Here is a 21,104-nt window from a genome sequence, read left to right as displayed (position 1 = left end):
CACCAGAACCGGCAGGGCGCGGAAGATGTCAGTGTAGCCGATGGCGAGCCAGCGCAGCGGCTTCGGCGCGTAGAGCCTTGACCGTCGAGGAATCCGCCGGCGCGTCGGTGCCGAACCACTTCTTGTGGATGGCGGCCAGCGTCCCGTCCTTCTTCATCGCCGTCAGCGCGTCGTTGAGCTTGCCGAGCAGCGGATGGTCCTTGCTCATCATCAAGCCGTACTGCTCGCCGGTCTTGATGCGTTCCTTGACGACGAGGTCCTTCATCTTCTTGAACGAGTACTGCATGCCGGGGATATCGCTGACTGCGGCATCGACCCGACCGGCGCTGAGATCGAGCAACAGGTTCTGCTGCGTGTCGTAGCCCTTCACGTCGCTGAAGCCGTCGGCGGCCTGATGGTTCTTGACCCAGGTCTCTCCGGTCGAGCCGGAGAGCACGCCGACGACCTTGCCCTTGAGATCGGCTTCCTTGCTGATCGCACTGTCTGTCTTGGTGGCGATGCCCATGTCGGAATCATAATAGGGCTGGGTGAAGGAGAGCGTCTTCAACCGCTCCGGGGTGATGGTGATCGACGAGATCGCGACATCGATGCGGTTGGAACTGACAGCCGCGAACAGCGCCTGGAAGCCGAGATCGGCGATATCGGTGGTCATGCCGATGCGCTTGGCCGCTTCGTTGACGATGTCGACCTCGAAACCCTCGAAAGTGCCGCTCTCGTTCTTGTATTCGAAAGGCGGATTGGTCGGGTAGGCGCCGACATTGAGCACATCGGCGGCATAGGCCGTGGCGGGACCGGCTGCGATGCCGATGGCGGCGGCCAGAACAAGCAGATTGCGACGCGTAAAGCTCATTTGGTTTTCCCTCTGGGTCTTCCCTCTGGTTGTCGATCGGGCGGGGCTTGCCCCGCACGGCTTCTTGCCGTCCCGCCTCCCAGCGGGACGTCAATTCATGGCGGCGACCATGCGCTCGAGCGCCGTTTCTATCTGACCGCTGTCGCGGCACACACATATGCGCAGGAATGCTGCCGCCGAATTTCCAAACAGGTGACCGGGCGCCAGCCCGACGCGCGCGGTCTCCAGGATCTTCGCGCAGACCTGCCGCGCATCGCTTTCGCCTTCCATGGCGAAGAAGGCGTACATGCCGCCGCGCGGTTTGGTCGGCAGGATGACGCCGGGGATCTGCGCCAGCCGGTCATAGGCGAGGTCGAGCCCGGTCCTGATCCGCCGCCTGATGTCCTCGACCAGCGGCTCGCCTTGGCGGATCGCAGCCACGGCGCCGGCCTGGATCGGCGCGGCGGTGCCGCTGTTGATATATTGCGTCATGGCGCCGAGCTGGTCGGCCACGCCCGACGGATGCGTCAGCCAGCCTACGCGCCAGCCGGTCATCGCCCAGGCTTTCGAAAAACTGTTGACCGACAGGACCCGGTCGCCGTCCTCGGCGATCTGCAGGATCGAGGGCGCGACGTCGCCATCGAAATAGAGCCGGCCATAGACCTCGTCGGAAATGATCCAGATGCCGGTGCGCCGGCTGAAGTCCAGCAGCGCCTGCATCTCCTCGCGCGACGCGGTCCAGCCGGTCGGGTTCGACGGCGTCGAGAGGAAGATCGCGCGGGTGCGCGCGTCGCAGGTGGCGAACAGCCGGTCGAGATCGAGCCGCCAGTCATCCTTGAGGTCGAGCGGGAACGGCCGCGGCTCGCCGCCGATCAGGTGGATGGCGTTGTGGATGTTGGGCCATTGCGGCGCGACATAGACGACATTGGTGCCGGTATCGACCAACAGCTCCAGGGCAAGATACAGCGCCTGCATGCCGCCCGGCGTTACCGTGGTGCGTGCGATCAGGATAGGGCGGCCATGGATGCGCGTCTGGTATTCCGACAGCGCTTCATTGAGCGGGCCATGCCCGCGCATGTTGGGAACGTAAAAGGTCAGGCCTTCGTCGAAGGCCGCCTTTGCCGCGTCGCGGATGAAGGCTGGCGTCACGACGTCGCCCTCGCCGTACCAGAGCGCGATGACGTTGCCGAGCTCCCGCGCGCGGACCGCGAGGTTGGCGATGTTTTCCGTGTGCAGGTCGCGTATCTGGGCGCGCATGCCATCGAAGGCATAGCGCGCGCTGGACGATGTCTGGGGCAACACAAACGACAAGGACTGAACCCCTCCCACCCGGAGCAAGACGGTGGACTGACCGGAGAGCCCCTCTGCCACGGCCGCCGCCATCAGGGATGCTATCCAAAGCGTCGCATATTTCAAGGTGAAAGTTTTAAGCTTAAAAAGTTTGGGACTCCTGTGGCGCCGCCGATACGCTCCGGGTCGCGTCCATTTTACGCCAACTCATCGCGTGCGGCGGCGGAATTGGCCGCCGCGCCTGCGCCAAGAAACATCGTGTCGCTGGCCAGCACGAAGAAGCTCGCGCCGAAGGCTCTCCATCGGGCGACATTCTGCGGGCTGGCGCAGAATATGCCGGCGGTCCTGCCATGTGCGAGTGCTACACCGATGATGCTCTTGATCGCCGCATTGAGCTTGTCCGTGCCGGCAGGTCCGATCGCGTCGATCGATACCGAGAGATCGCCCGGGCCGACGAAGATCAGGTCGACGCCTTCGACGGTGGCGATTGCTTCGATGTTGGCGAGACCTTCCGCCGTCTCGACCTGGACCGCGACGACGATCCGGTCATTGGCGGCGGCCAGATATTCGGGAATGCGATAGCCGTAGCCGGCGGCCCGTCCGGGACCGACGCCGCGCTCGCCGAGCGGCGGATAGCGCGAGACCTTGACGGCCATCGCCGCCTGCTCTGCGGTCGAGACACGCGGCACGAGCACGCCTTGCGCGCCGCTGTCCAAAGCCGCCTGGATGGCTTCCGGCGCATGGCCGGGAACGCGCACCATCGCCGGCACGCGATGCACGTCGGCCGCCCGCACCATGGCTTCGATCATGCCGCGCGAGATCTGCGCATGCTCCCAGTCTATGCACAGGAAATCGAGCCCGGACGACGCCATCACCTCGACAGCGACCGGATGAGGAATGGCGGCAAAGGACCCGATGAGGTTCGTCTTGCCGATGCACTTCTGGCGGAACTCGCTCATGCCGATCCCCTTTTCGTGTTGCCCAATCCATATCCGCAAACGACGACGAGGCGAAGCTATTTCAGGCTTGAAATATTTTCACGCGGGCCTAGCGTGTGGCGTGCCGCCCAAGAGTTCCAAGATGATCAAAGCGCATCCCCTGCATGGCCCGAACAGACTGAAGCTCGGCGTGTTCTCGACCAACGCGGATGGAGGCCTCGCCATCACCGATGTGCCGGAGCGCTGGACGTCAAGCTGGCAGGACAATCTGACGGCGGCCCAGATCGCCGACCGCGCCGGGCTGGAATTCATGCTGCCTATCGCCCGCTGGCGCGGCTTCGGCGGCCGCAACAAGGTGCGCGAATTCTCGTACGAGACCTTCACCTGGGCGGCAGCCCTTGCTGCGTCGACCGAGCAGATCGGCCTGTTCATGACGGTGCATGTGCCGCTCGTGCACCCGCTCTACGCCGCCAAGGCGCTGGCGACGGTCGACCATATCAGCCAGGGCCGCGCGGGACTCAACATCGTCTGCGGCTGGAACCCCAAGGAATTCGGCATGTTCGGCACGCCGCTGGTCGAGAAGGGGTACGATCAGGCGGCCGAATGGATCGAGATCCTGGGGCGGCTGTATGCTTCGGGCGAGCCGCTCGATTACGAGGGCGCCTACTATCGCCTGAAGGAGGCGGTGAGCCGGCCGGTCAGCCTGCAGGTTCCGCGCCCGGTGACCATGAACGCCGCTTTCGGCGGCCCGGGCCGCGATTTCGCAGCCGCCCGATGCGATTATCTGTTCACGACCTTCTCCGAGATGAGCGACGCCGGCAAGCATGTCGCCGACATCAGCGAACGTGCCGACAAAGTCGGCCGCAGCGTCGGCGTCTATACGGTTGCGCATGTGGTCTGCCGCCCGACAATGGAAGAGGCGCAGGCTTATTACACGCGCTATGCCGTCACGATGGCCGACCACGAAGCGGTCGATGCCCACATGGCCGGCAAGAAGGAATTCTCGCAGTCGCACGACCCGCATGCCTATGACCGCTACCGCCAGCGCTTCGCCGGCGGCGCCGGCACTTATCCGCTGATCGGCACCCCAGAAACGATCGCCGCCGACATGGCCGAAATAGCCGGCCATGGCTACCAGGGCATCGCTTTGTCCTTCGTCAACTATACGCAGGAACTGCCCTATTTCTGCGACCACGTTCTGCCGCTGCTCAGGCAGGCGGGGCTGCGCGGCTGATTATTCCGGGATCACCGCGGTCGCCTGAATCTCGACCTTGGCGCGGTCCTCGACCAGAGCCACCACTTGCATCGCTGCCATCGCCGGAAAGTGCCGGCCGATAACGGCGCGATAGGCCTCGCCGATGCCTTTGAGGTTGCCGACATATTCGGCCTTGTCGGTAAAATACCAGGTCATCGAGGTGATGTGCCGCGGCTCGCCGCCGGCTTCGGCCAGCACGGCAACGACGTTGGCGAGCGTCTGGCGCACCTGCCCGACGAAGTCGTCGGTCTCGAATTTGCACTCGGCGTTCCAGCCGACCTGACCGCCGATAAAGACAAGCCGGCCACGCGCGGCCACGCCATTGGCATAGCCGACCGGTTTGGCCCAGCCCTCAGGCTGCAGGATGGTGTGCATGTCTCCCCCCATTTCAGATGCGGTTGGCAAAGGTTTCACGCCGCGCCCATGACTTGTCTGGCGATCACCACCTTCTGCACGTCGGAGGCGCCCTCATAGATGCGCAGCGCCCGGATCTCGCGGTAAAGGCTCTCGACGATGTGACCCTTGCGCACGCCGTCGCCGCCATGAAGTTGCACGGCCCTATCGATCACCTCCTGCGCCTTGTCGGTGGCGAAGAGCTTCGCCATCGCCGCTTCGCGGGTGACGCGGGCGGCCCCCATGTCCTTGGTCCAGGCGGCGCGATAGATGAGCAGCGAGGCGGCGTCGACATCCAGCGCCATGTCGGCGATATGGCCCTGCACCATCTGCAACTCCGCCATCGGCGCGCCGAAGAGTTTGCGTTCCGCAGCGCGCTTGACGCTCTCGTCCAGCGCGCGCCGTGCGAAGCCGAGCGCGGCGGCGCCCACCGTCGAGCGGAAGACGTCGAGCACCGACATGGCGATGCGGAAACCGTCGCCGGGCTTGCCGATCAGGGCGGAAGCCGGGATGCGGACATAGTCGAAGGAGAGCCGCGCCAGCGGGTGAGGGGCAATGACCTCGAGCCGTTCGGCGATGCCGAGACCCTTCGTGTCACCGGGTACGATGAAGGCGGAAATCCCCTTGGCGCCCGGCGCCTCGCCGGTGCGGGCGAACACGACATAGAGGTCGGCGATGCCCCCATTGGAAATCCAGGTTTTTTCGCCGGAAAGTACGTAGTCGTCGCCGTCGCGGACCGCTGTCATCTCCATGTTGGCGACGTCCGACCCTGAACGTGGCTCCGACAGCGCGAAGGCCGAGATCGCCTCGCCGGCCCGCGTCTTCGCAAGCCAGCGCTGCTGGTCCGGCGTGCCGAACAGCGAGATCGCGCCGGTGCCTAGGCCTTGCATGGCGAAGGCGAAGTCGGCGAGACCGTCATGCCGCGCCAGCGTCTCGCGTGTGATGCAGAGCGTGCGCACGTCGAGCGGCGCGGGATTGGCCGGGTCGAGCGCCGTCGGCTTCAGCCAACCGTCGCGGCCGAGTTTCGCCACGAGGTCGCGGCAGGCGGCATCGACGTCGTGGTGATCGACAGGGAGGTTTTTCGCGCACCAGGAGTCGAGTTGTTCGGCGAGTTCGCGATGGCGGTCCTCGAAGAAGGGCCAGTTGAGGAAGGAGCGGTCAGGCATAGCGAAAGCCTCCTGCGCCGCGTTCCTTCACACCCCCCTCTGTCCTGCCGGACATCTCCCCCGCAAGGGGGGAGATTAGCCGTTCCATCGGCGGTGCACTTCCCGCCACGTTGATAATTGGCGAAAGCGTTCGTGACATCTGATCTCCCCCCTTGCGGGGGAGATGGCCGGCAGTCCAGAGGGGGGTGCTTGGGCGAAAACCGTCCATCATTAATTTCCCTCGAACACCGGCTTTTCTTTCGCCGCGAACGCCTTGTAAGCCCGCTCGAAATCGCCGGTCTGCATGCAGATCGCCTGCGCTTGCGCTTCCGCCTCGATCGCCTGGTCGAGGCCCATCGACCATTCCTGGTTGAGCTGCGTCTTGGTGATGCCATGCGCGAAGGTCGGACCGGAGACAATGCGCGCCGCCATGTCGAGCGCATCGGCCTCGAGCGCGGCCGGCTCGACCAGGCGGTTGTAGAAACCCCAGCGCTCGCCTTCGGCCGCGCTCATGGTGCGGCCGGTGTAGAGCAGTTCGGCGGCCCGGCCCTGGCCGATGATGCGCGGCAGGATCGCGCAGGCGCCCATGTCGCAGCCGGCGAGACCGACGCGGGTGAACAGGAACGCGGTTTTCGCTTCCGGCGTGGCGATGCGGATGTCGGAGCTCATGGCGATGATCGCGCCGGCGCCGACCGCCACGCCGTCGACGGCCGATATGATCGGCTTCCCGCAGTTCAGCATCGCCTTGACGAAGTCGCCGGTCATGCGCGTGAAGGCCAGCAACTGCTTCATGTCCATCTTGACCAGCGGTCCGATGATGTCATGGACATCGCCGCCCGAGCAGAAATTGCCGCCATTGGGCAGGAACACGACCGCATCGACATCCTCGGCATAGACGAGGCCGCGAAACGTGTCGCGCAGCTCGGCATAGCTGTCGAAAGTCAGGGGGTTCTTGCGCTCGGGTCGGTCGAGCCGGATCTTTGCGACTTTGCCTTGGACTTCCCAGAGAAAATGCTTCGGCTTGAGCCTGGCCATCGCGCTCATTCGCGTCCCTCCCAATTGCTGCGGAACGATTTCAGCATGCCGGTGAGCCGCTTCGCTTCTTCCTCGCTGACACCGCCGAGCAACTCGCCGACCCAGCCCTCATGCACGGCCGCGATCCTCGCGAAAGCTTTGGTGCCTTCCTCGGTCAGCCGCACCATCGAGGTGCGGCGGTCGCCGTTGCGGCGCGCGCGCGTCACCAGCCCTTCGGAAACCAGGCGGTCGACGATGCCGGTGACGTTGCCGTTGGACACCAAAAGGAAGCGCGACAGGTCGCTCATCAGCATCCCTTCCGGCGAGCGGTAGAGGGCCGCCATCACGTCGAAGCGCGGGAGTGTGGTGTCGAACTCCTTCTTCAGCCTTTCGCGCAACTCGGCCTCGATGGTGCGAGAGGCGCGCAGCAGCCTGATCCACAGCCTCAGCCTCTCCTTGCCCGGCCCGGTGGAGGTCGGTCCTGCTACCATGTCTCGCCTCCGGAGATGGAGATTGCCTGTCCGGTGATCGATCGAGCCGCATCGCTGCACAGCCACAGCACCGCGTCTGCGACCTCGTCCGGTTGGATGAAACGTCCCTGCGGGTTGACAGCCGACAGGCTCTGCCTTGCTTCCGTTGCCGAACGTCCGGTCTTTTCGACGATGCGTTGGACGGACTGCTCCAGCATGTCGGTCTCGACAAAGCCGGGGCAGACGGCGTTCACCGTCACACCCGACTTGGCGGTCTCAGTGGCCAAGGCGCGCATTAGCCCGACGACGCCATGCTTGGCCGCGACATAGGGCGCGACATAGGCGTAGCCTTTCAGACCGGCAGTGGAGGCAACGAAAACGATGCGACCTGTCTTCCGCCCGAGCATGCCGGCCAGCGCCGGCTTGACCGTCAGGAAGGCTCCGGTGAGGTTGACGTCCAGCGTGCGTTGCCAGTCGGCCAAAGACGTCTTGTGCGCCGGCGCGCTGCCCGCCATGCCGGCATTGGCGACGACGATGTCGAATGGTCCGCGCGCCGCCTCGGCTTGTTGATAAAGGGCCGCCATCGACGCCTCGTCGGCGACGTCGGCGGCAATGCCGAGGATGCGGTCGCTTGCGCGCGCCACCTTGGCAAGCTCCGCCTCGCGCCGCCCGCAGACGGTGACGGCAACGCCGGCTTCCGCCAGCGCCAGCGCAATGGCTTTGCCGACGCCGGAGCCGCCGCCGGTAACCAGCGCATGCTTACCGGCAACTGCCTGCGCGGCGCTCATACTTTCAGCCCCGCCGCTGCTTCGCGCTCGGCCAGCCGGTAGATCTGGTCGCGTCCCGGCAGATAGGGATCGGGCCATTTGACGCCGCGGTCGCCGAGCGTCACTGCCGCGTGGAGCGTCCAGTAGGGGTCGGCAAGATGCGGGCGCGCCAACGCCACGAGATCGGCTCGGCCGGCCATGAGGATCGAGTTGGCATGGTCCGGCTCGTAGATGTTGCCGACCGCCATCGTCGCCATGCCGACCTCGTTGCGGATGCGGTCGGAAAACGGTGTCTGGAACATGCGGCCATAGACCGGCCTGGCCGCGATCGAGGTCTGTCCGGCCGAGACGTCGCAGAGATCGACGCCCGCTTCGCGCAGCAGCTTGGCGATCTCGACAGCGTCCGCTGGCGTCACGCCTTCGATGCCGACCCAGTCATTGGCCGAGATGCGCATCGAGATCGGCTTTTCCGCCGGCCACACCGCGCGCACCGCGTGGAAGATCTCCAGCGGATAGCGCATGCGGTTTTCCAGCGAGCCGCCATACTCGTCGGTGCGGCGATTGGTCAGCGGTGTGATGAAGGCCGACAGCAGATAGCCATGCGCGGCATGGATCTCCAGCATGTCGAAGCCGCAACGCCCGGCCATCTGAGCCGAGGCGACGAATTGGTCGCGAACCATGTCCATGTCGGCGCGGTCCATCGCCTTCGGCACCTGGTTCTGCGGCGACCACGCCACGGCCGAAGGCGCCATCACCGGCCAGTTGCCGGAAGCCAACGGCACGTCGGTTCCTTCCCAGCCGACGCGGGTCGAGCCCTTGGCACCGGAGTGGCCGATCTGGGCGCAGATTTTTGCTTCCGTCTCGGCATGGACGAAATCGACCAGCCGTTTCCACGCGACCTCATGCTCCGGCTTGTAGAAGCCCGGGCATCCGGGCGTGATGCGCCCTTCCGGGCTGACGCAGGTCATCTCGATATAGAGCAGCCCGGCGCCACCTTTGGCGCGCTCGGCATAGTGAGCAAAATGCCAGTCGGTCGGGCAGCCTTCGACGGCCTTGTACTGCGCCATCGGCGAGACGACGATGCGGTTGGTGAGCGTCATGTCGCGCAGCTTGAACGGCGCGAACATCGGCGCGCGGCGCAGCATGTTGCCGCCGGCGCCGGCCTTGCGCTGGAACCATTCCTCGGCCCCCGCCAGCCATTCGGCATCGCGCAGGCGCAGGTTCTCGTGGCTGATGCGCTGCGAACGGGTGAGCAGCGAATAGTTGAACTGAACTGGATCAAGTCCGAGATATCGTTCGACTTCCTCGAACCATTCGAGAGAGTTGCGCGCCGCCGATTGCAGTTTTAGCACCTCGGTACGCCGCGCGTCTTCGTATTTGCGGAAGGCCGCCTCGAGGTCCGGCTCCGACTCGACATAGTCGGCCAGCGCGACGGCGCTCTCCAGCGCCAGCTTGGTGCCTGAGCCGATCGAGAAATGCGCCGATGCCGCAGCGTCGCCCATCAGTGCCAGGTTCTTGTAAGACCAGCGTTCGCACAGCACGCGGGGGAAGTTGATCCAGGCCGAACCCCTGATGTGGTTGGCGTTGGTCATCAGCGGGTGGCCGCCGAGATGCTTTGCAAAAATGCGCTCGCAGGCCGCGATCGATTCCTGCTGCGTCATCTGGCCGAAGCCGAAGGCGTTCCAGGTCTGCTCGCTGCATTCGACGATGAAGGTCGCCGTCTCGCTGTCGAACTGGTAGGCATGCGCCCACACCCAGCCATGTTCCGTCTTCTCGAAGATGAAGGTGAAGGCGTCGTCGAATTTCTGCGTCGTGCCGAGCCAGACGAACTTGCATTTGCGGGTGTCGATGTCAGGCTTGAACACGTCGGCGAAAGTGGCGCGGGATTTGGAGTTCAGCCCATCCGAAGCAACCACCAGGTCATGCGTTTCCATGAAGGGTCGCGGATCGGAAATCTCGGTCTCGAACTGCAGCTTGATGCCGAGCTCGCGAGCGCGGCGCTGCAGGAGGATCAGCAGCCGCTTGCGGCCGATGCCGCAGAAGCCGTGGCCAGAGGAGACGGTGCGCACGCCGTCATGGATGACCGCGATGTCGTCCCAATAGGCAAAGTGCTTCCTGATCCAGACGGCGCTGACCGGGTCGTTCCTGGTCAGGTTATCGAGCGTCTCCGCCGAGAGCACCACGCCCCAGCCGAACGTATCGTCCGGGCGGTTGCGCTCATAGACCGTCACCTCATGCGCGGCATCGCGCAGCTTGAGCGAGATGGCAAAGTAGAGTCCGGCCGGTCCGCCGCCGAGAACCGCAACCTTCATGTCTTGCGATCTCCTCTAGAGCAATTCCAGGAAAAGTGCGTTAGCGGTTTTCCGTCCGGAATTGCGTGAACTCTATAAGATGTCGGGAGCCGCCGGCTGGGCTGGCGGTTCCGGATGTCAGTATCACGCGCTCGTGCAATTATTTCAAGCTTAAAGTTTTATAATTGAACGATAGTGAGGCGGTTGAAATCGGATCACTTGGAGGGGGCTTTCGGGCTCCAAAGAACCGTCTCCGCCCCCTTCTCATAAGCCATGCCTCCGGGGTAGCTGATCGCTTCGAGCTGAAGGCCCCAGGGCGCCTGAAAATAAAGGATGGTCTGGCCGGCCGCGGGGCCTTCCTTCACTGGCAGCGGTCCCAGCCTGGTCTTCACGCCCTTGCCGTCCAGATAGGCTTTCGCGGCCGCGACGTCGTCGACATAGAAGGCTATGTGGAAGCCGCCAATGTCGCTGTTCTTCGGCGTCAGGTCCTTCTGGTCCGGCGCGGTGTATTTGAACAATTCGATGTTCGAGCCATAGCCGCAGCGGACCATCGTGATCTCCTGGATCACCGCCTTCGGATCGACCCCGAGCAGGTCCTGCATGAAGGTACCTTTGTCGTCGGCGAACGGGCCGAAGGACATCGCCTTCTTGCAGCCTACGACATTGGTGAAGAAGTCGACGGCCTGCTTCATGTCGGGCACGGTGATGCCGGTATGGTCGTGCCCGCGCATGCCGGGGATCATGTCCGCGGATGCTGCTCCCATTGCGCCGGACAAGGAGGCCGCGAGGACCGCAGCCTGGATTGGAAATTTCATGTCACCCTCCGTTGGCGGGCCGACTTGTCCCTGCACACATCCGAGGCCCGCTGGCCGGCGTGCGGATATCCAAGCTCAATTCATGCCGGCGCCTTGGGCCGCAGCCAGTTCGGATCGATCTCCGGCAGCGGAATGGCGGCGAGCAGGTCGCGCGTGTAGGTTTCCTTGGGATTGTCGAACAGCGCATCCGTTGGGCTGGCCTCGACGATCCTGCCTTCGCGCATGACGATGACCTGTTGGCAGAGCCGCCGGATCACTGAAAGGTCGTGACTGATAAAGGCGACCGTCAGCCCCATCTCGGCCGCCAGCTTCTCCAGCAAGGTCAGGATCTGCGCCTGCGTCGAGACGTCGAGGCCGGAGACGATCTCATCCGCCAGCACGAATTTCGGCGACAGCGCCAGCGCTCGTGCGATGCCGACGCGCTGCCGCTGGCCCCCGGACAGCTCGTGGCGGTAGCGGTTGGCAAAATTCTGAGGCAGGCCGACGCGCTGCAGCGCTTCCGCAACGCGCTCCTTCAGCCGGTCGCCGAGGCCGTTCTGCCTCAAGGGCGCCGCGATGATGTTGAAGATCGTGTGGCGCGGATTGAGCGAGGACATCGGGTCCTGGAAGATCATCTGCAGGGCGCGCCGCAGCGGTCTGAGCTCTCCTTCCGAAAGATGGCTTATGTCGCGTCCCTCAAAGCTGATCGCGCCGGCGCTCGGCTCGAGCAGCCTGACCAGCGCGCGGCCGAGCGTCGACTTGCCCGAGCCGGATTCGCCGACGATGCCGGTCACGGATCCCTTTGGCAGGTCGAAGTCCAGACCTTTCAGGATTTCGGCCAGCGGCGCGCGCCCGATCAGCGGCTTGCGCGTCATATCGGGGAGGGCCACTTTCAGCCCGCGCACGGAAAACAGCGGCTCAGCCATGGCTGGGCCTCCAGTCCTTGTCGGCGGCTGCGATCTCGGCCGTGAGCCCGGCAAGCACACTCTCGTCCACCGGCTTCAGCGATGCGTAGGGATCGGTGTAGCGCGGCGTCGCAGCGATCAGCGCCCGCGTGTAAGCGTGCTGCGGAGCGGCGAAGAGCTGGGCGGTCTCGGCTTCCTCCACCACCTTGCCGGCATAGAGCACCGACACTTTCTGGCTGATCTTGGCGACGACGCCGAGATCGTGGGTGACGAACAGGATCGCCGTGCCATGGTCGCGCTGCAACTGCGCGATCAGCCGCAGGATCTGCTTCTGCACGGTCACGTCCAGCGCCGTCGTCGGCTCGTCGGCGACGATCAGCCTCGGTTCCGCCGCGAAGGCGGCTGCGATCAACACGCGCTGGCGCATGCCGCCGGATAGCTCATGCGGATAGCTTTTCAGCACGCGCTCGGGATCGCGGATCTGCACTTCGTCGAGCAATTGTCGGATGCGTTTGTCCGCCCGCTCGCCGCTCCAGCCGAGGATGCGCACCAGCCGGTCGGTCATCTGCGGGCCGATGCGGCGCGACGGGTTGAGCGCAGTCAGCGGATCCTGCGGGATCAGCGCCGTGCGCGCGCCGATCAGGGTCCGCCGCGCCTTGGCATCGAGGCGGCCGAGATCCTCGCCTTCGATCAGCATCTCGCCTTCGACGATGCGCACGCTTTTCGGCAGCACGCCGAGCACCGCCTTGCCGATCATCGTCTTCCCGGCGCCGCTTTCGCCGACCAGCGCGCGCACTTCACCCGGTTGCACGCTGAGCGACACCGAGCGGAGCACACGCTGGCCATTGGGCAGCACGGCGCTCAAGCCGCGGATGTCTAGACACGCGCTCATCGCAGCACCGGATCGAAGCGCGCCTTGAGCGCTTCGCCGAACTGGCTGAAGGACAGAACGGTGAGGATCAGCGTGATCAGCGGGAACACCAGCACCCACCAGGCCTGATGGATCGACAGACGTCCCTCGGCGATGATGCTGCCCCAGGTCGGATCGTCGGTCGAGATCGACAGATTGACGAAGGAGAGGATCGCCTCGACGATGACGGCGATGCCCATCTCCAGCGATAGCAGCGCGACCACCGAAGGCAGGACATTGGGCAGCACTTCGCGCAGCATGATGCCGATGCGGCCATAGCCGGCGATGCGCGCGCTCTCGATATAGTCCATGCGCGCCTGGCTCATCGCCTCGGCGCGGATCACCCGGCAAAAGCGCGTCCAGTCGATGATCGCGATGGCAAGGATGACGGAGCTGAGTCCCGTGCCGAGCACGGCGACCAACAGGATCGCGAACAGCACCGGCGGGAACGCCATCCAGACATCGACGACGCGCGAGATGATGCGGTCGGCCCAGCCGCCGAAATAGCCGGCGATCAGCCCGAGCGCCGAGCCGAGAAGGCAGGCGGACGTCGCTGCGGCAAAGGCGACGATGAAGGCGATGCGGCCGCCGAAGATCAGTCGCGACAACAGATCACGCCCCAGGCTGTCGGTGCCCAGCCAATAGCCGGGCTCGGCGCCGTCCAGCCAGAACGGCGGCAGGCGCTCCAGCATCAGATCCTGCGCCAGCGGGTCCTGCGGTGCGATCAGCGGCGCGAAGACGGCCGCGAGCATTGCCAGGAGCAGCCAGCCGCCTGCCAGCCACAGCCTGGGGCTCAAGCCGCGTCGGGCAATGCGCGCCTCATCCATGGCGCAGCCTCGGATTGAGCAGCGCATACATCATGTCGACGGCAAGGTTGATCAGCACGAAGAGCAGCGCGAACACCAGCACGATGCCCTGGATCAGCGGCAGGTCTCGGTTGATGACGGCGTCGATCGCCATGTTGCCGAGGCCTTCATAGGAAAACAGCCGCTCGACGATGACGGTGCCGCCGATGAGGAAGGTGAATTGCACGCCGACCAGCGTCAGCGTCGGCAGCGCCGCGTTCTTCAGCGCCTCGCGCAGGATGACCTGTGTTTCGGAGAAACCTTTGACACGCGCCAGCACGACGTAGTCGAGGTCGAGCACTTCCTTCAGCGACTGTTTGAGCAATTGCGCGATGATCGCCGCCAGCGGAAGCGCCAGTGCGACGGCCGGCATCAGCATGTGCTTGAGCAGGTCCCAGGTGAGATCGAGGCGGAGCCTGAGGATGCTTTCGACCAGGTAGAATTGGGTGACGAAGGGTAGGTCGAGCTGCGGCGACACCCGGCCTGAAATGTCGAAGACAGGCACCAGAACGCCGAACAGAAGGATCAGCACCAGGCCCCAGAGGAAATCGGGAATCGAGAGTGTCGCGCCGCTGGCGATGTCGATGCCGGCCTCGACCGCCGTGCCGCGCGAGCGCGCGCCGAGGATCGCGGCCGTGGTGCCGATCGCGATCGCCATGAGCAGCGCCACGGTCGCCAGCTCCAGCGTCGCCGGCAGCCGGTCGAAGACTAGGCCAAGCACGTCCTGGCGCAACGAGATCGACGTGCCGAAATCGCCATGCAGCACGCCGCCGAGCCAGATGAAGAACTGCTGCACGATGCTCTTGTCGAGTCCATAGAGCGCGCGCAGCCGGGCGATGTCGTCATCGCTGGCGCCGGGCGGCAGCATCATGGCGATGGGGTCGCCTGGCGCGACGCGGATGACGACGAAGACGACGATGGCAACGCCGAAAAGCGTCACCAGCATCGTCAACAGACGAACGAGGAATCTCTGCAGCAGCATGTGCCCATATGCCTGGATGAAAATGCGCGCTATCTTGCGGACGGCGCGCGGCAATCCAAGTCCGATGATCAGGCGGCCGGGGTCATCAGCGCCGGCAGCAACGCGCCGGACACGTGCTGCACGACATTGACCTTCTTCGAATGCACGATCGGCTGCGCATACTGGATCAACGGCAGCACATAGGCCTGCTCGGCGATGTATTTGTCGACCGCCTTCCAGCCGGCGATGCGCTTGGCCTCGTCCTTCTCGCCCCACAACGGCCCGATCTTGGCGTCGAGATCATCCGTCTTCCAGGAGGAATGCGGCGACGGTCCAAACATGGCGAAGCCGGTCGAGGTGGTCGGGTCGCCGATCGAGTTGCCCCAGTTGTAGAAGGCGGCCGGCGCCAGCTTGTGCGCGGCCCTGAGCTCGTAGTGCTTGGCGATCTCGTAGACCTCGATCTCGGCCTCGATGCCGACCTTGCGCCACATGCCGACGATCGCCTGCACCATCTCATAGTCCTTGGGCTTGAAGCCCTTGGTCGTCTGGATGGTGAACTTGGCCGGCTTCTTGGTCGAATAGCCGGACGCGGCAAGCAGCTCCTTGGCCTTGTCCGGGTTGTGCTCGACCTTGATCGACGGATCGAAGGCCGCGTATTCCGGCGTCTCCAGCGTGTCGATCGGCTGGCCGTAGCCGCGCAGCAGCCGCTTGACCAGGAGCTCCTTGTCCACCGCCATCACGGCCGCCTGCCGCACGTTCTTGTCCAGCATGGCGTCCTTGTTGTTGAAGAAGATCATGCCGATGTCGGAAACGTTCTTTATCGAGCCGGCAAGTCCGCTCTTCTTGATAAGGCGGTCATATTCCTCATAGGGGATTTCGAGCGTCACCTGCGAGGAGCCGGACTCGATTTCGGCGACACGGCTCGCGGCGTCGGTGACGAACTTGATCGTCACATTCTCGAAGGCCGGCTTGGTGCCCCAATAATGCGGATTGGCCTTGAGTCGTAGGAACGCGTTGCGCTCGAACTTGTCGACCATATAGGGGCCGGTGCCGATCGGCGCCTTCTCGAAACCTTCTGCGCCGACCTTCTCGTAATAGGCTTTCGGCAGGATGTAGCCCGTCAGGAACGACATCCACTTGAAATAGACCGGGTCGAACTGCACGACGTCGCCGGTGATCTTGTTGCCGTCGATCTTGAAGTTGTTGACGTTCTTCCAGACGAACTGGATCGGGTTCCCGGTCTTCTCGTCGCCGGCGCGGGTCAGCGACCACACGACGTCTTCCGGCGTGAAGGGCGATCCGTCATGCCATTTGACGCCCTCGCGCACCGTCATTTTCACCTTGGTGCGATCGTCGTTCCAGCCCCATTCGGTGAGCAGTCCGGGCGTGAAAGAGAGGTCCGGCTTCTGGCCGATGATCTGGTCGAACACCGACTGATAAAGACCCTGGATGGTCGGGTTCACCGCCGAAGGTCCGGTCGTCGGGTCCCATGAGGGCAGGTTGACATTATAGGCGATGGTGAGCTCGCCAGCCGCCTTGGCCGTCCTCGGCAGGCCGAGCGTCGCCGCGCCGATCGTGGCGGCGCCATATCCAAGCAAGTCGCGTCTGTTGATGGTCATGGTCGTTCCCCTTGTTGGTTGTCATTTTATGCGCGCGGCGTTTTCATTCGGTGATGGGCAACCGCGCCTTGTCCATGCCGGAAATCTAGTTTCCTCCGAGTTGTTGGGCGAGCATGAAGCCGGAGCCCGCGCCCGTGCCGGCGCCCGGCCAGGTCGCCGCGCCGGTGAGGTAGAGGTTGGCGACCGGCGTGTTCCAGCGCGCGAAGCCGCTGGCCGGGCGGAAGAGAAAATTCTGCGCCAGATGGTGGCTGCCGCAAATCTGGTCGCCGCCGACGAGGTTCGGGTTTTCGCGCTCGAGATCGAGCGGCGAGAAGATCGCGCGGCCAAGGATGTTCTGGCGCAGCCCCGGCGCATAGCTCTCGACGATGTCGAGCACGCGTTCGGCATAGGCGTCCTTGACCGCATCCCAATGGGCAGGCGCGATCTTGGCGGCCCCGTCTCCGGCAATCTCGGCCGGCAGCATGCGCACCTGCAGCCACAGCACGTGCTTGCCTTGCGGCGCCCGCGACGGATCGACGGCCGTCGGCTGGCCCACCACGAGCACCGGCTGGTCGGGCAGCAGCCCGGCTATCGCCTGCTGGTAGGTGCGCGACATCGCATCGAGCGACGGCGCCAGGTGCACATAGGCGAACTGGCGAAGCTCGGCGCCGGCGCTCCAGTCCGGCAGGTCGTCCATGGCCAGATGGATCATCATCGTGCCCGGCGCGTGACGGAATGTCTGCATCGCCGCGTCGAAGCCGACGTCGCCTGAGCCATCGGGCAGCAGCTTGCCCGGCAGCGCTTTCGGCGCGACACCGGCGATCACGGCCTTGGTCGCGACATGGCTTTCGCCCGATGCCAGCCGCACCCCGTTAGCCTTGCCGCCGGAAACCGTGATCTCGGCGACTTCCGCGCCAGTCGTGATCTGGCCGCCGGCCGCCTTCACCATACCGGCCAGCGCGCGGATGATCGTATCGGCGCCGCCTTTGCCCAGCACCATGCCGAAACTCTGGTTAGCCATCGATTCCAGGTAGGGGAAGACGGCGCCCCCGGCGATGTCGGGCGAGAAGTCGAGATGCATGCCCCAGGCGGCGAGCGTCGTGCGTACATGCGGCGTCTCGAAATTCTCCTCCAGCCACGCGCGGGGCGATGAGAGCAGCAATCGAGCCGTATCCAGCGCGCCGGCAAGACCCTTCTTGCGCCAGAGGTTCCAGCCCGTGCCGGCCAGCGCCTTTGCGCTCATCGGCGACCCCAGCAGGCGGAACAGATGCTCGGCTTCGCCCGGGAAGGCGGCGGCCAGTTTCCGCCATGTGGCCGCGTCCGCCGCCGAGAAGGCGGCCAGCCGCGACGCCGTCTTTTCGAGGTCGTTGCTCACACCGAACCATTTTCCGTCCGGGAAGGCGCTGGCGAAACAATCGGTCACGGGCGCGAATTCCAGCCCGTGGCTTTTCAATTCATTTGCATATTTCCGATGAAAGGCGGAGCCGGAGAACAGGCTCAAATTCATCGCTCCGAAATCGTGCCGGAAGCCGGGCAGCGTGTATTCGGCGGTCCGCACCGCACCGCCGATCGTCTGGCTGCGCTCGAAAACCGCTATTTTCCAGCCCTTGAGCGCCAAATGCGCGGCGCATGCCAGACTGTTGTGGCCCGCCCCGACAAAGATGGCGTCGAACTCGCTCACGCCCCGCCCCAAAATGCTTTATGCTTAAAGATAATTGCAGATGCATATGTTTTCGTCTAGTAGGTATATTAAGGGCCGCAACGAGCCTTGACCATCAGACAAGAGGGAACAAAGACCATGGACACGCAGAAACTCCTCGGCGAGGTCGCCGGCCAGCTGCTTTCGGGCGCCATCAAGGTGGTCGACCTGACGGCGCCTCTCGGGCCGAACACGCCGCTGATCAAGCTGCCGCCGGAACTTGCCGTCGACACGCCGAAGGTCGAGATCCACGAGATCTCCAAGTATGACAAGAACGGTCCGTGGTGGGCCTGGAACTGGCTGAAGCTCGGCGAGCATTCGGGCACGCATTTCGACGCGCCGCAGCACTGGATCACCGGCAAGGACTATCCGGACGGCGCCACCGACACCATTCCGGCGCAGAATTTCGTCGGGCCGGTCAATGTCATCGACTGCTCGAAGGAAGCCGCCGCCGACCCGGACTTCCTGCTCACCGTCGACCACATCGAGGCCTGGGAAGCCAAGCATGGCGCCATCAACCCCGGCGAATGGGTGGTGATGCGCACCGACTGGTACAAGCGCAACGGCTCGGAAGCTGAATTCCTCAACGCCAACGAGACCGGCCCGCACACGCCCGGCCCGACGGCGGAAGCCATCCAGTTCCTGATAGCCAAGGACATCAAGGGCTGGGGCTCGGAGACGATCGGCACCGATGCCGGCAAGGCTGGCGGCATGGAGCCGCCGTTCCCGGCACACACGCTGATGCACAAGGCCAACCGCTATGGGCTGGCGAGCCTCTGCAATCTCGACCAGCTGCCGCCGAAGGGCGCGATCCTGATCGCGGCGCCGCTCAAGATCGAGCGCGGCACCGGCAGCCCGATCCGCGCGCTGGCGCTGGTGCCGCGGGGTTAAAGCCAAGGCCACGACGATGACCGCCCCCGATCACATCCTCGTCGGCAGCGGCATCAACGCCCTGGTCTGCGCGGCCATGCTTGGCGCAAAGGGCGCCAAGGTGCTCGTGCTCGAGCGCAACGACCGCATCGGCGGCTGCATGCGCACCGAGGAAATCACTGCGCCCGGCTTCGTTCACGACGTGATGGCCACGACCTTCGTCCTGTTCATCACCTCGCCGGCCTTCACCGCGCTTGGCAAGGACCTTGCGCGGCATGGGCTGGAGTTCTGCCACACGGCGACGCCCACAGGTGTGCTCACGCCCGACGGCAGCCATGCCGTGCTCACCACCGATCGCGCCGCCAACATTGCGGCGCTCAACCGGATCGCCGCCGGCGACGGCGACCGCCATGGCGGCGAAATCGGCGGCATCGAGCGCGATGCCGGGCTGCTGTTCGGCCTGCTCGGCGGCGCGCTCTGGTCCTATCCGACGACCAAGCTCATCGCCGGCGAGGCCTGGCGGCGCGGCCCGCGCAATCTCGCCGCCTTCATGGGGGAGGCGCTGGTGCCCGCGCGCGGCTGGCTGGAAACGACTTACAGCTCCGATGTTGTCCGCGCGCTCTGGGCGCCTTGGGTGCTGCATGCCGGGCTCGGCCCGGAAGACGCGTTCTCCGGCCAGATCGCCAAGGTCATCGCCTTCGCGCTCGAAGCGGCCGGCGCGCCGATCGTCAAGGGCGGCGCGAAAAACCTGCTCGCCGCCTTCGAGGCGCTGATCAGGGAACGCGGCGGCGAGATCCGCGTCAGTGCCGATGTTGCCTCGGTCGTGCAGAGCGGCGGCCGCGCCACTGGCGTGCGGCTCGCGTCCGGCGAAACGCTGAGCGCTGCGAAAAGCGTCATCTGCTCGGTCACGCCGACCCAGCTCTACGGCCGCCTGCTCGGCAAGGATGCGCCGGAGGCAAAAGCCACGCAGTCCTATCGCTACGGCAAGGGCAACTTCCAAATCCACTATGCGCTCGACAAACCGCCGGCATGGCGCGGCGGGGGCCTCGATAAGGTGGCGCTGCTTCATCTGACGCCGGGGCTCGACGGCGTCTCGAAAGCTTGCAATGAGGCGGTGCGCGGCCTCCTGCCGGAAGTGCCGACCATTTGCGTTGGTCAGCCGCACGCGCTCGACCCGTCGCGCTGTCCGGGGGGGAAGGCGATCCTCTGGCTGCAGCTTCCGGAAGCGCCGCGCTACATCAAGGGCGATGCCGCCGGCAAGCTGAATGCCCCGGCTGACGGGCGCTGGACCGAAGCGTTGCGCGAGGCCTATGCGGACCGCGCCGAGGCGATCGTCGCCAGCCACATCGACGGTTTTGGAGAGACGGTCATCGCGCGCCGCGCCTATTCGCCGGCCGATCTCGAAGCCATGAACATCAACCTGGTCGGCGGCGACCCGTATGGCGGATCGTCCACCATCGACCAGTCCTTCCTGTGGCGACCGTTCAAGACGAGCCGCAATCATGAGACCGGCGTCAAGGGCCTCTATCACATCGGCGCCTCGACCCATCCGGGGGCGGGGCTTGGCGGCGGCTCCGGCTTCCTTCTGGCGGGGAGGCTGTGATGGAACAGAAGCTCGCCGAAAAACGCCAGCGCATCTCGACCCTCGGACAGATCGGCCTGCAGCAGTTCGCGCCCTATCTGATGAACCGCATCATGGGCCGCTACAACGCTACTTTGCGCGAGGATTTCCGCAAGCAGGGTCTGACCATTCCGCAGGTGAGGACGCTCGCCGTGCTCTCGGTCACCGATGGCGTCACCGTCAACGACCTCTCGGTCTACACGGTGATCGAGCAATCGACCTTGAGCCGCACGCTCGACACGCTGGAAGGCCAGGGCCTGGTGCGGCGCGAGCAGGGCGTTACCGACAGCCGCATCCGCCATGTGTTCCTGACCGACGGCGGCCGCGCGCTGTTCACCCGCGCGTGGCCGGCCATGCACGACGCCTTCGAAGCGATGTTCGAGGATGTCGACGATGCCGAATATGCCGCGCTGATCGCGATCCTGCAGAAGATGCTGAAGAACATCCGCAAGCACGACATCTGAATTGACGTACGCGCCGCCTGATTGCGGGAACGGAAGGAGGCAGAG

General features: G+C 64.9%; 20 protein-coding genes. 4 read left to right on the top strand and 16 right to left on the bottom strand.

Going from position 1 to position 21,104, the window contains the following annotated elements; genetic code table 11:
- Positions 1 to 28: 28 nt before the first annotated feature.
- From P9272_RS31050 to P9272_RS31040, 3 genes are all read right to left on the bottom strand, one after another.
- A complete protein-coding gene (locus P9272_RS31050; RefSeq protein ID WP_278163770.1) occupies positions 29 to 850 on the bottom strand; it encodes an ABC transporter substrate-binding protein in 822 nt (273 codons plus the stop codon).
- Positions 851 to 940: 90 nt separating this feature from the next.
- The gene (locus P9272_RS31045) at positions 941 to 2,131 is read right to left on the bottom strand and encodes a pyridoxal phosphate-dependent aminotransferase (protein WP_278163775.1); all 1,191 of its coding nucleotides are present in this window, start codon (positions 2,129 to 2,131) and stop codon (positions 941 to 943) included.
- Positions 2,132 to 2,316: 185 nt separating this feature from the next.
- Complete coding sequence (locus P9272_RS31040; RefSeq protein WP_278163769.1) at positions 2,317 to 3,078, bottom strand: HpcH/HpaI aldolase/citrate lyase family protein; 762 nt, start codon at positions 3,076 to 3,078, stop codon at positions 2,317 to 2,319.
- A 121-nt stretch (positions 3,079 to 3,199) separates the two neighbouring features.
- On the opposite strand from P9272_RS31040, the gene P9272_RS31035 reads away from it, so the two are divergent.
- Positions 3,200 to 4,291: an LLM class flavin-dependent oxidoreductase gene (locus P9272_RS31035; protein ID WP_278163767.1), complete on the top strand. Its 1,092-nt coding sequence runs from the start codon at positions 3,200 to 3,202 to the stop codon at positions 4,289 to 4,291.
- Here the strand turns inward: P9272_RS31035 and P9272_RS31030 are convergent, their stop codons facing one another.
- From P9272_RS31030 to P9272_RS30970, 13 genes are all read right to left on the bottom strand, one after another.
- The gene (locus P9272_RS31030) at positions 4,292 to 4,687 is read right to left on the bottom strand and encodes a RidA family protein (RefSeq protein ID WP_128256971.1); all 396 of its coding nucleotides are present in this window, start codon (positions 4,685 to 4,687) and stop codon (positions 4,292 to 4,294) included.
- Between the two features lie 35 nt (positions 4,688 to 4,722).
- Positions 4,723 to 5,871, bottom strand: a complete 1,149-nt coding sequence (locus P9272_RS31025) for an acyl-CoA dehydrogenase family protein (RefSeq protein WP_278163764.1) — start codon at positions 5,869 to 5,871, stop codon at positions 4,723 to 4,725.
- A 210-nt stretch (positions 5,872 to 6,081) separates the two neighbouring features.
- Positions 6,082 to 6,894 carry an enoyl-CoA hydratase family protein gene (locus tag P9272_RS31020; protein ID WP_278163762.1) on the bottom strand — a complete coding sequence of 271 codons (813 nt, stop codon included), beginning with the start codon at positions 6,892 to 6,894 and terminating at the stop codon, positions 6,082 to 6,084.
- A complete protein-coding gene (locus tag P9272_RS31015; RefSeq protein ID WP_128256968.1) occupies positions 6,891 to 7,355 on the bottom strand; it encodes a MarR family transcriptional regulator in 465 nt (154 codons plus the stop codon). Before P9272_RS31015 ends, P9272_RS31020 begins: the two co-directional genes overlap by 4 nt.
- Positions 7,349 to 8,122: an SDR family NAD(P)-dependent oxidoreductase gene (locus tag P9272_RS31010; protein WP_128256967.1), complete on the bottom strand. Its 774-nt coding sequence runs from the start codon at positions 8,120 to 8,122 to the stop codon at positions 7,349 to 7,351. The genes P9272_RS31015 and P9272_RS31010 overlap by 7 nt, the downstream gene beginning before the upstream one ends.
- Entirely contained in the window at positions 8,119 to 10,413 is a 2,295-nt protein-coding gene (locus tag P9272_RS31005; protein WP_278163759.1) for a bifunctional salicylyl-CoA 5-hydroxylase/oxidoreductase, read from the bottom strand. The genes P9272_RS31010 and P9272_RS31005 overlap by 4 nt, the downstream gene beginning before the upstream one ends.
- A gap of 194 nt (positions 10,414 to 10,607) precedes the next feature.
- The gene (locus tag P9272_RS31000) at positions 10,608 to 11,207 is read right to left on the bottom strand and encodes a VOC family protein (RefSeq protein WP_278163757.1); all 600 of its coding nucleotides are present in this window, start codon (positions 11,205 to 11,207) and stop codon (positions 10,608 to 10,610) included.
- An 80-nt stretch (positions 11,208 to 11,287) separates the two neighbouring features.
- Positions 11,288 to 12,112 carry an ATP-binding cassette domain-containing protein gene (locus P9272_RS30995; protein WP_278163755.1) on the bottom strand — a complete coding sequence of 275 codons (825 nt, stop codon included), beginning with the start codon at positions 12,110 to 12,112 and terminating at the stop codon, positions 11,288 to 11,290.
- A complete protein-coding gene (locus P9272_RS30990; protein WP_278163753.1) occupies positions 12,105 to 12,983 on the bottom strand; it encodes an ABC transporter ATP-binding protein in 879 nt (292 codons plus the stop codon). The genes P9272_RS30995 and P9272_RS30990 overlap by 8 nt, the downstream gene beginning before the upstream one ends.
- Positions 12,980 to 13,828, bottom strand: coding sequence for an ABC transporter permease (locus tag P9272_RS30985; protein WP_278163751.1), 849 nt, complete (start codon positions 13,826 to 13,828; stop codon positions 12,980 to 12,982). The genes P9272_RS30990 and P9272_RS30985 overlap by 4 nt, the downstream gene beginning before the upstream one ends.
- Positions 13,821 to 14,828, bottom strand: a complete 1,008-nt coding sequence (locus P9272_RS30980) for an ABC transporter permease (protein ID WP_278163750.1) — start codon at positions 14,826 to 14,828, stop codon at positions 13,821 to 13,823. Before P9272_RS30980 ends, P9272_RS30985 begins: the two co-directional genes overlap by 8 nt.
- 68 nt (positions 14,829 to 14,896) lie before the next feature.
- Positions 14,897 to 16,426: an ABC transporter substrate-binding protein gene (locus P9272_RS30975; protein WP_278163748.1), complete on the bottom strand. Its 1,530-nt coding sequence runs from the start codon at positions 16,424 to 16,426 to the stop codon at positions 14,897 to 14,899.
- Positions 16,427 to 16,511: 85 nt separating this feature from the next.
- Complete coding sequence (locus P9272_RS30970; RefSeq protein WP_278163746.1) at positions 16,512 to 18,086, bottom strand: NAD(P)/FAD-dependent oxidoreductase; 1,575 nt, start codon at positions 18,084 to 18,086, stop codon at positions 16,512 to 16,514.
- Positions 18,087 to 18,203: 117 nt separating this feature from the next.
- Here P9272_RS30970 and P9272_RS30965 point away from each other — a divergent pair, with 117 nt between their 5' ends.
- Genes P9272_RS30965 through P9272_RS30955 form a run of 3 tightly spaced genes read left to right on the top strand, consistent with a single transcriptional unit; the run spans position 18,204 to position 21,059 of the window.
- Positions 18,204 to 18,995 carry a cyclase family protein gene (locus tag P9272_RS30965; protein WP_128256958.1) on the top strand — a complete coding sequence of 264 codons (792 nt, stop codon included), beginning with the start codon at positions 18,204 to 18,206 and terminating at the stop codon, positions 18,993 to 18,995.
- A gap of 16 nt (positions 18,996 to 19,011) precedes the next feature.
- A complete protein-coding gene (locus P9272_RS30960) occupies positions 19,012 to 20,577 on the top strand; it encodes an NAD(P)/FAD-dependent oxidoreductase (protein WP_278163743.1) in 1,566 nt (521 codons plus the stop codon).
- On the top strand, positions 20,577 to 21,059 hold the full coding sequence (locus P9272_RS30955; RefSeq protein WP_128256956.1) for a MarR family transcriptional regulator: 483 nt from the start codon (positions 20,577 to 20,579) through the stop codon (positions 21,057 to 21,059). The genes P9272_RS30960 and P9272_RS30955 overlap by 1 nt, the downstream gene beginning before the upstream one ends.
- Positions 21,060 to 21,104 lie beyond the last annotated feature (45 nt).

Source organism: Mesorhizobium sp. WSM4976, from assembly GCF_029625685.1.
GTDB lineage: Bacteria > Pseudomonadota > Alphaproteobacteria > Rhizobiales > Rhizobiaceae > Mesorhizobium.
This window is presented reverse-complemented; position numbering and strand designations above follow the sequence as displayed.

Excerpts from the sequence above, each read along its gene's own strand:
- P9272_RS31050 (WP_278163770.1), bottom strand. The coding sequence starts at position 850 with ATGAGCTTTACGCGTCGCAATCTGCTTGTTCTGGCCGCCGCCATCGGC.
- P9272_RS31040 (WP_278163769.1), bottom strand. The coding sequence starts at position 3,078 with ATGAGCGAGTTCCGCCAGAAGTGCATCGGCAAGACGAACCTCATCGGG.
- P9272_RS31035 (WP_278163767.1), top strand. The coding sequence starts at position 3,200 with ATGATCAAAGCGCATCCCCTGCATGGCCCGAACAGACTGAAGCTCGGC.
- P9272_RS31030 (WP_128256971.1), bottom strand. The coding sequence starts at position 4,687 with ATGCACACCATCCTGCAGCCTGAGGGCTGGGCCAAACCGGTCGGCTAT.
- P9272_RS31025 (WP_278163764.1), bottom strand. The coding sequence starts at position 5,871 with ATGCCTGACCGCTCCTTCCTCAACTGGCCCTTCTTCGAGGACCGCCAT.
- P9272_RS31020 (WP_278163762.1), bottom strand. The coding sequence starts at position 6,894 with ATGAGCGCGATGGCCAGGCTCAAGCCGAAGCATTTTCTCTGGGAAGTC.
- P9272_RS31015 (WP_128256968.1), bottom strand. The coding sequence starts at position 7,355 with ATGGTAGCAGGACCGACCTCCACCGGGCCGGGCAAGGAGAGGCTGAGG.
- P9272_RS31010 (WP_128256967.1), bottom strand. The coding sequence starts at position 8,122 with ATGAGCGCCGCGCAGGCAGTTGCCGGTAAGCATGCGCTGGTTACCGGC.
- P9272_RS31005 (WP_278163759.1), bottom strand. The coding sequence starts at position 10,413 with ATGAAGGTTGCGGTTCTCGGCGGCGGACCGGCCGGACTCTACTTTGCC.
- P9272_RS31000 (WP_278163757.1), bottom strand. The coding sequence starts at position 11,207 with ATGAAATTTCCAATCCAGGCTGCGGTCCTCGCGGCCTCCTTGTCCGGC.
- P9272_RS30995 (WP_278163755.1), bottom strand. The coding sequence starts at position 12,112 with ATGGCTGAGCCGCTGTTTTCCGTGCGCGGGCTGAAAGTGGCCCTCCCC.
- P9272_RS30990 (WP_278163753.1), bottom strand. The coding sequence starts at position 12,983 with ATGAGCGCGTGTCTAGACATCCGCGGCTTGAGCGCCGTGCTGCCCAAT.
- P9272_RS30985 (WP_278163751.1), bottom strand. The coding sequence starts at position 13,828 with ATGGATGAGGCGCGCATTGCCCGACGCGGCTTGAGCCCCAGGCTGTGG.
- P9272_RS30980 (WP_278163750.1), bottom strand. The coding sequence starts at position 14,828 with ATGCTGCTGCAGAGATTCCTCGTTCGTCTGTTGACGATGCTGGTGACG.
- P9272_RS30975 (WP_278163748.1), bottom strand. The coding sequence starts at position 16,426 with ATGACCATCAACAGACGCGACTTGCTTGGATATGGCGCCGCCACGATC.
- P9272_RS30965 (WP_128256958.1), top strand. The coding sequence starts at position 18,204 with ATGGACACGCAGAAACTCCTCGGCGAGGTCGCCGGCCAGCTGCTTTCG.
- P9272_RS30960 (WP_278163743.1), top strand. The coding sequence starts at position 19,012 with ATGACCGCCCCCGATCACATCCTCGTCGGCAGCGGCATCAACGCCCTG.
- P9272_RS30955 (WP_128256956.1), top strand. The coding sequence starts at position 20,577 with ATGGAACAGAAGCTCGCCGAAAAACGCCAGCGCATCTCGACCCTCGGA.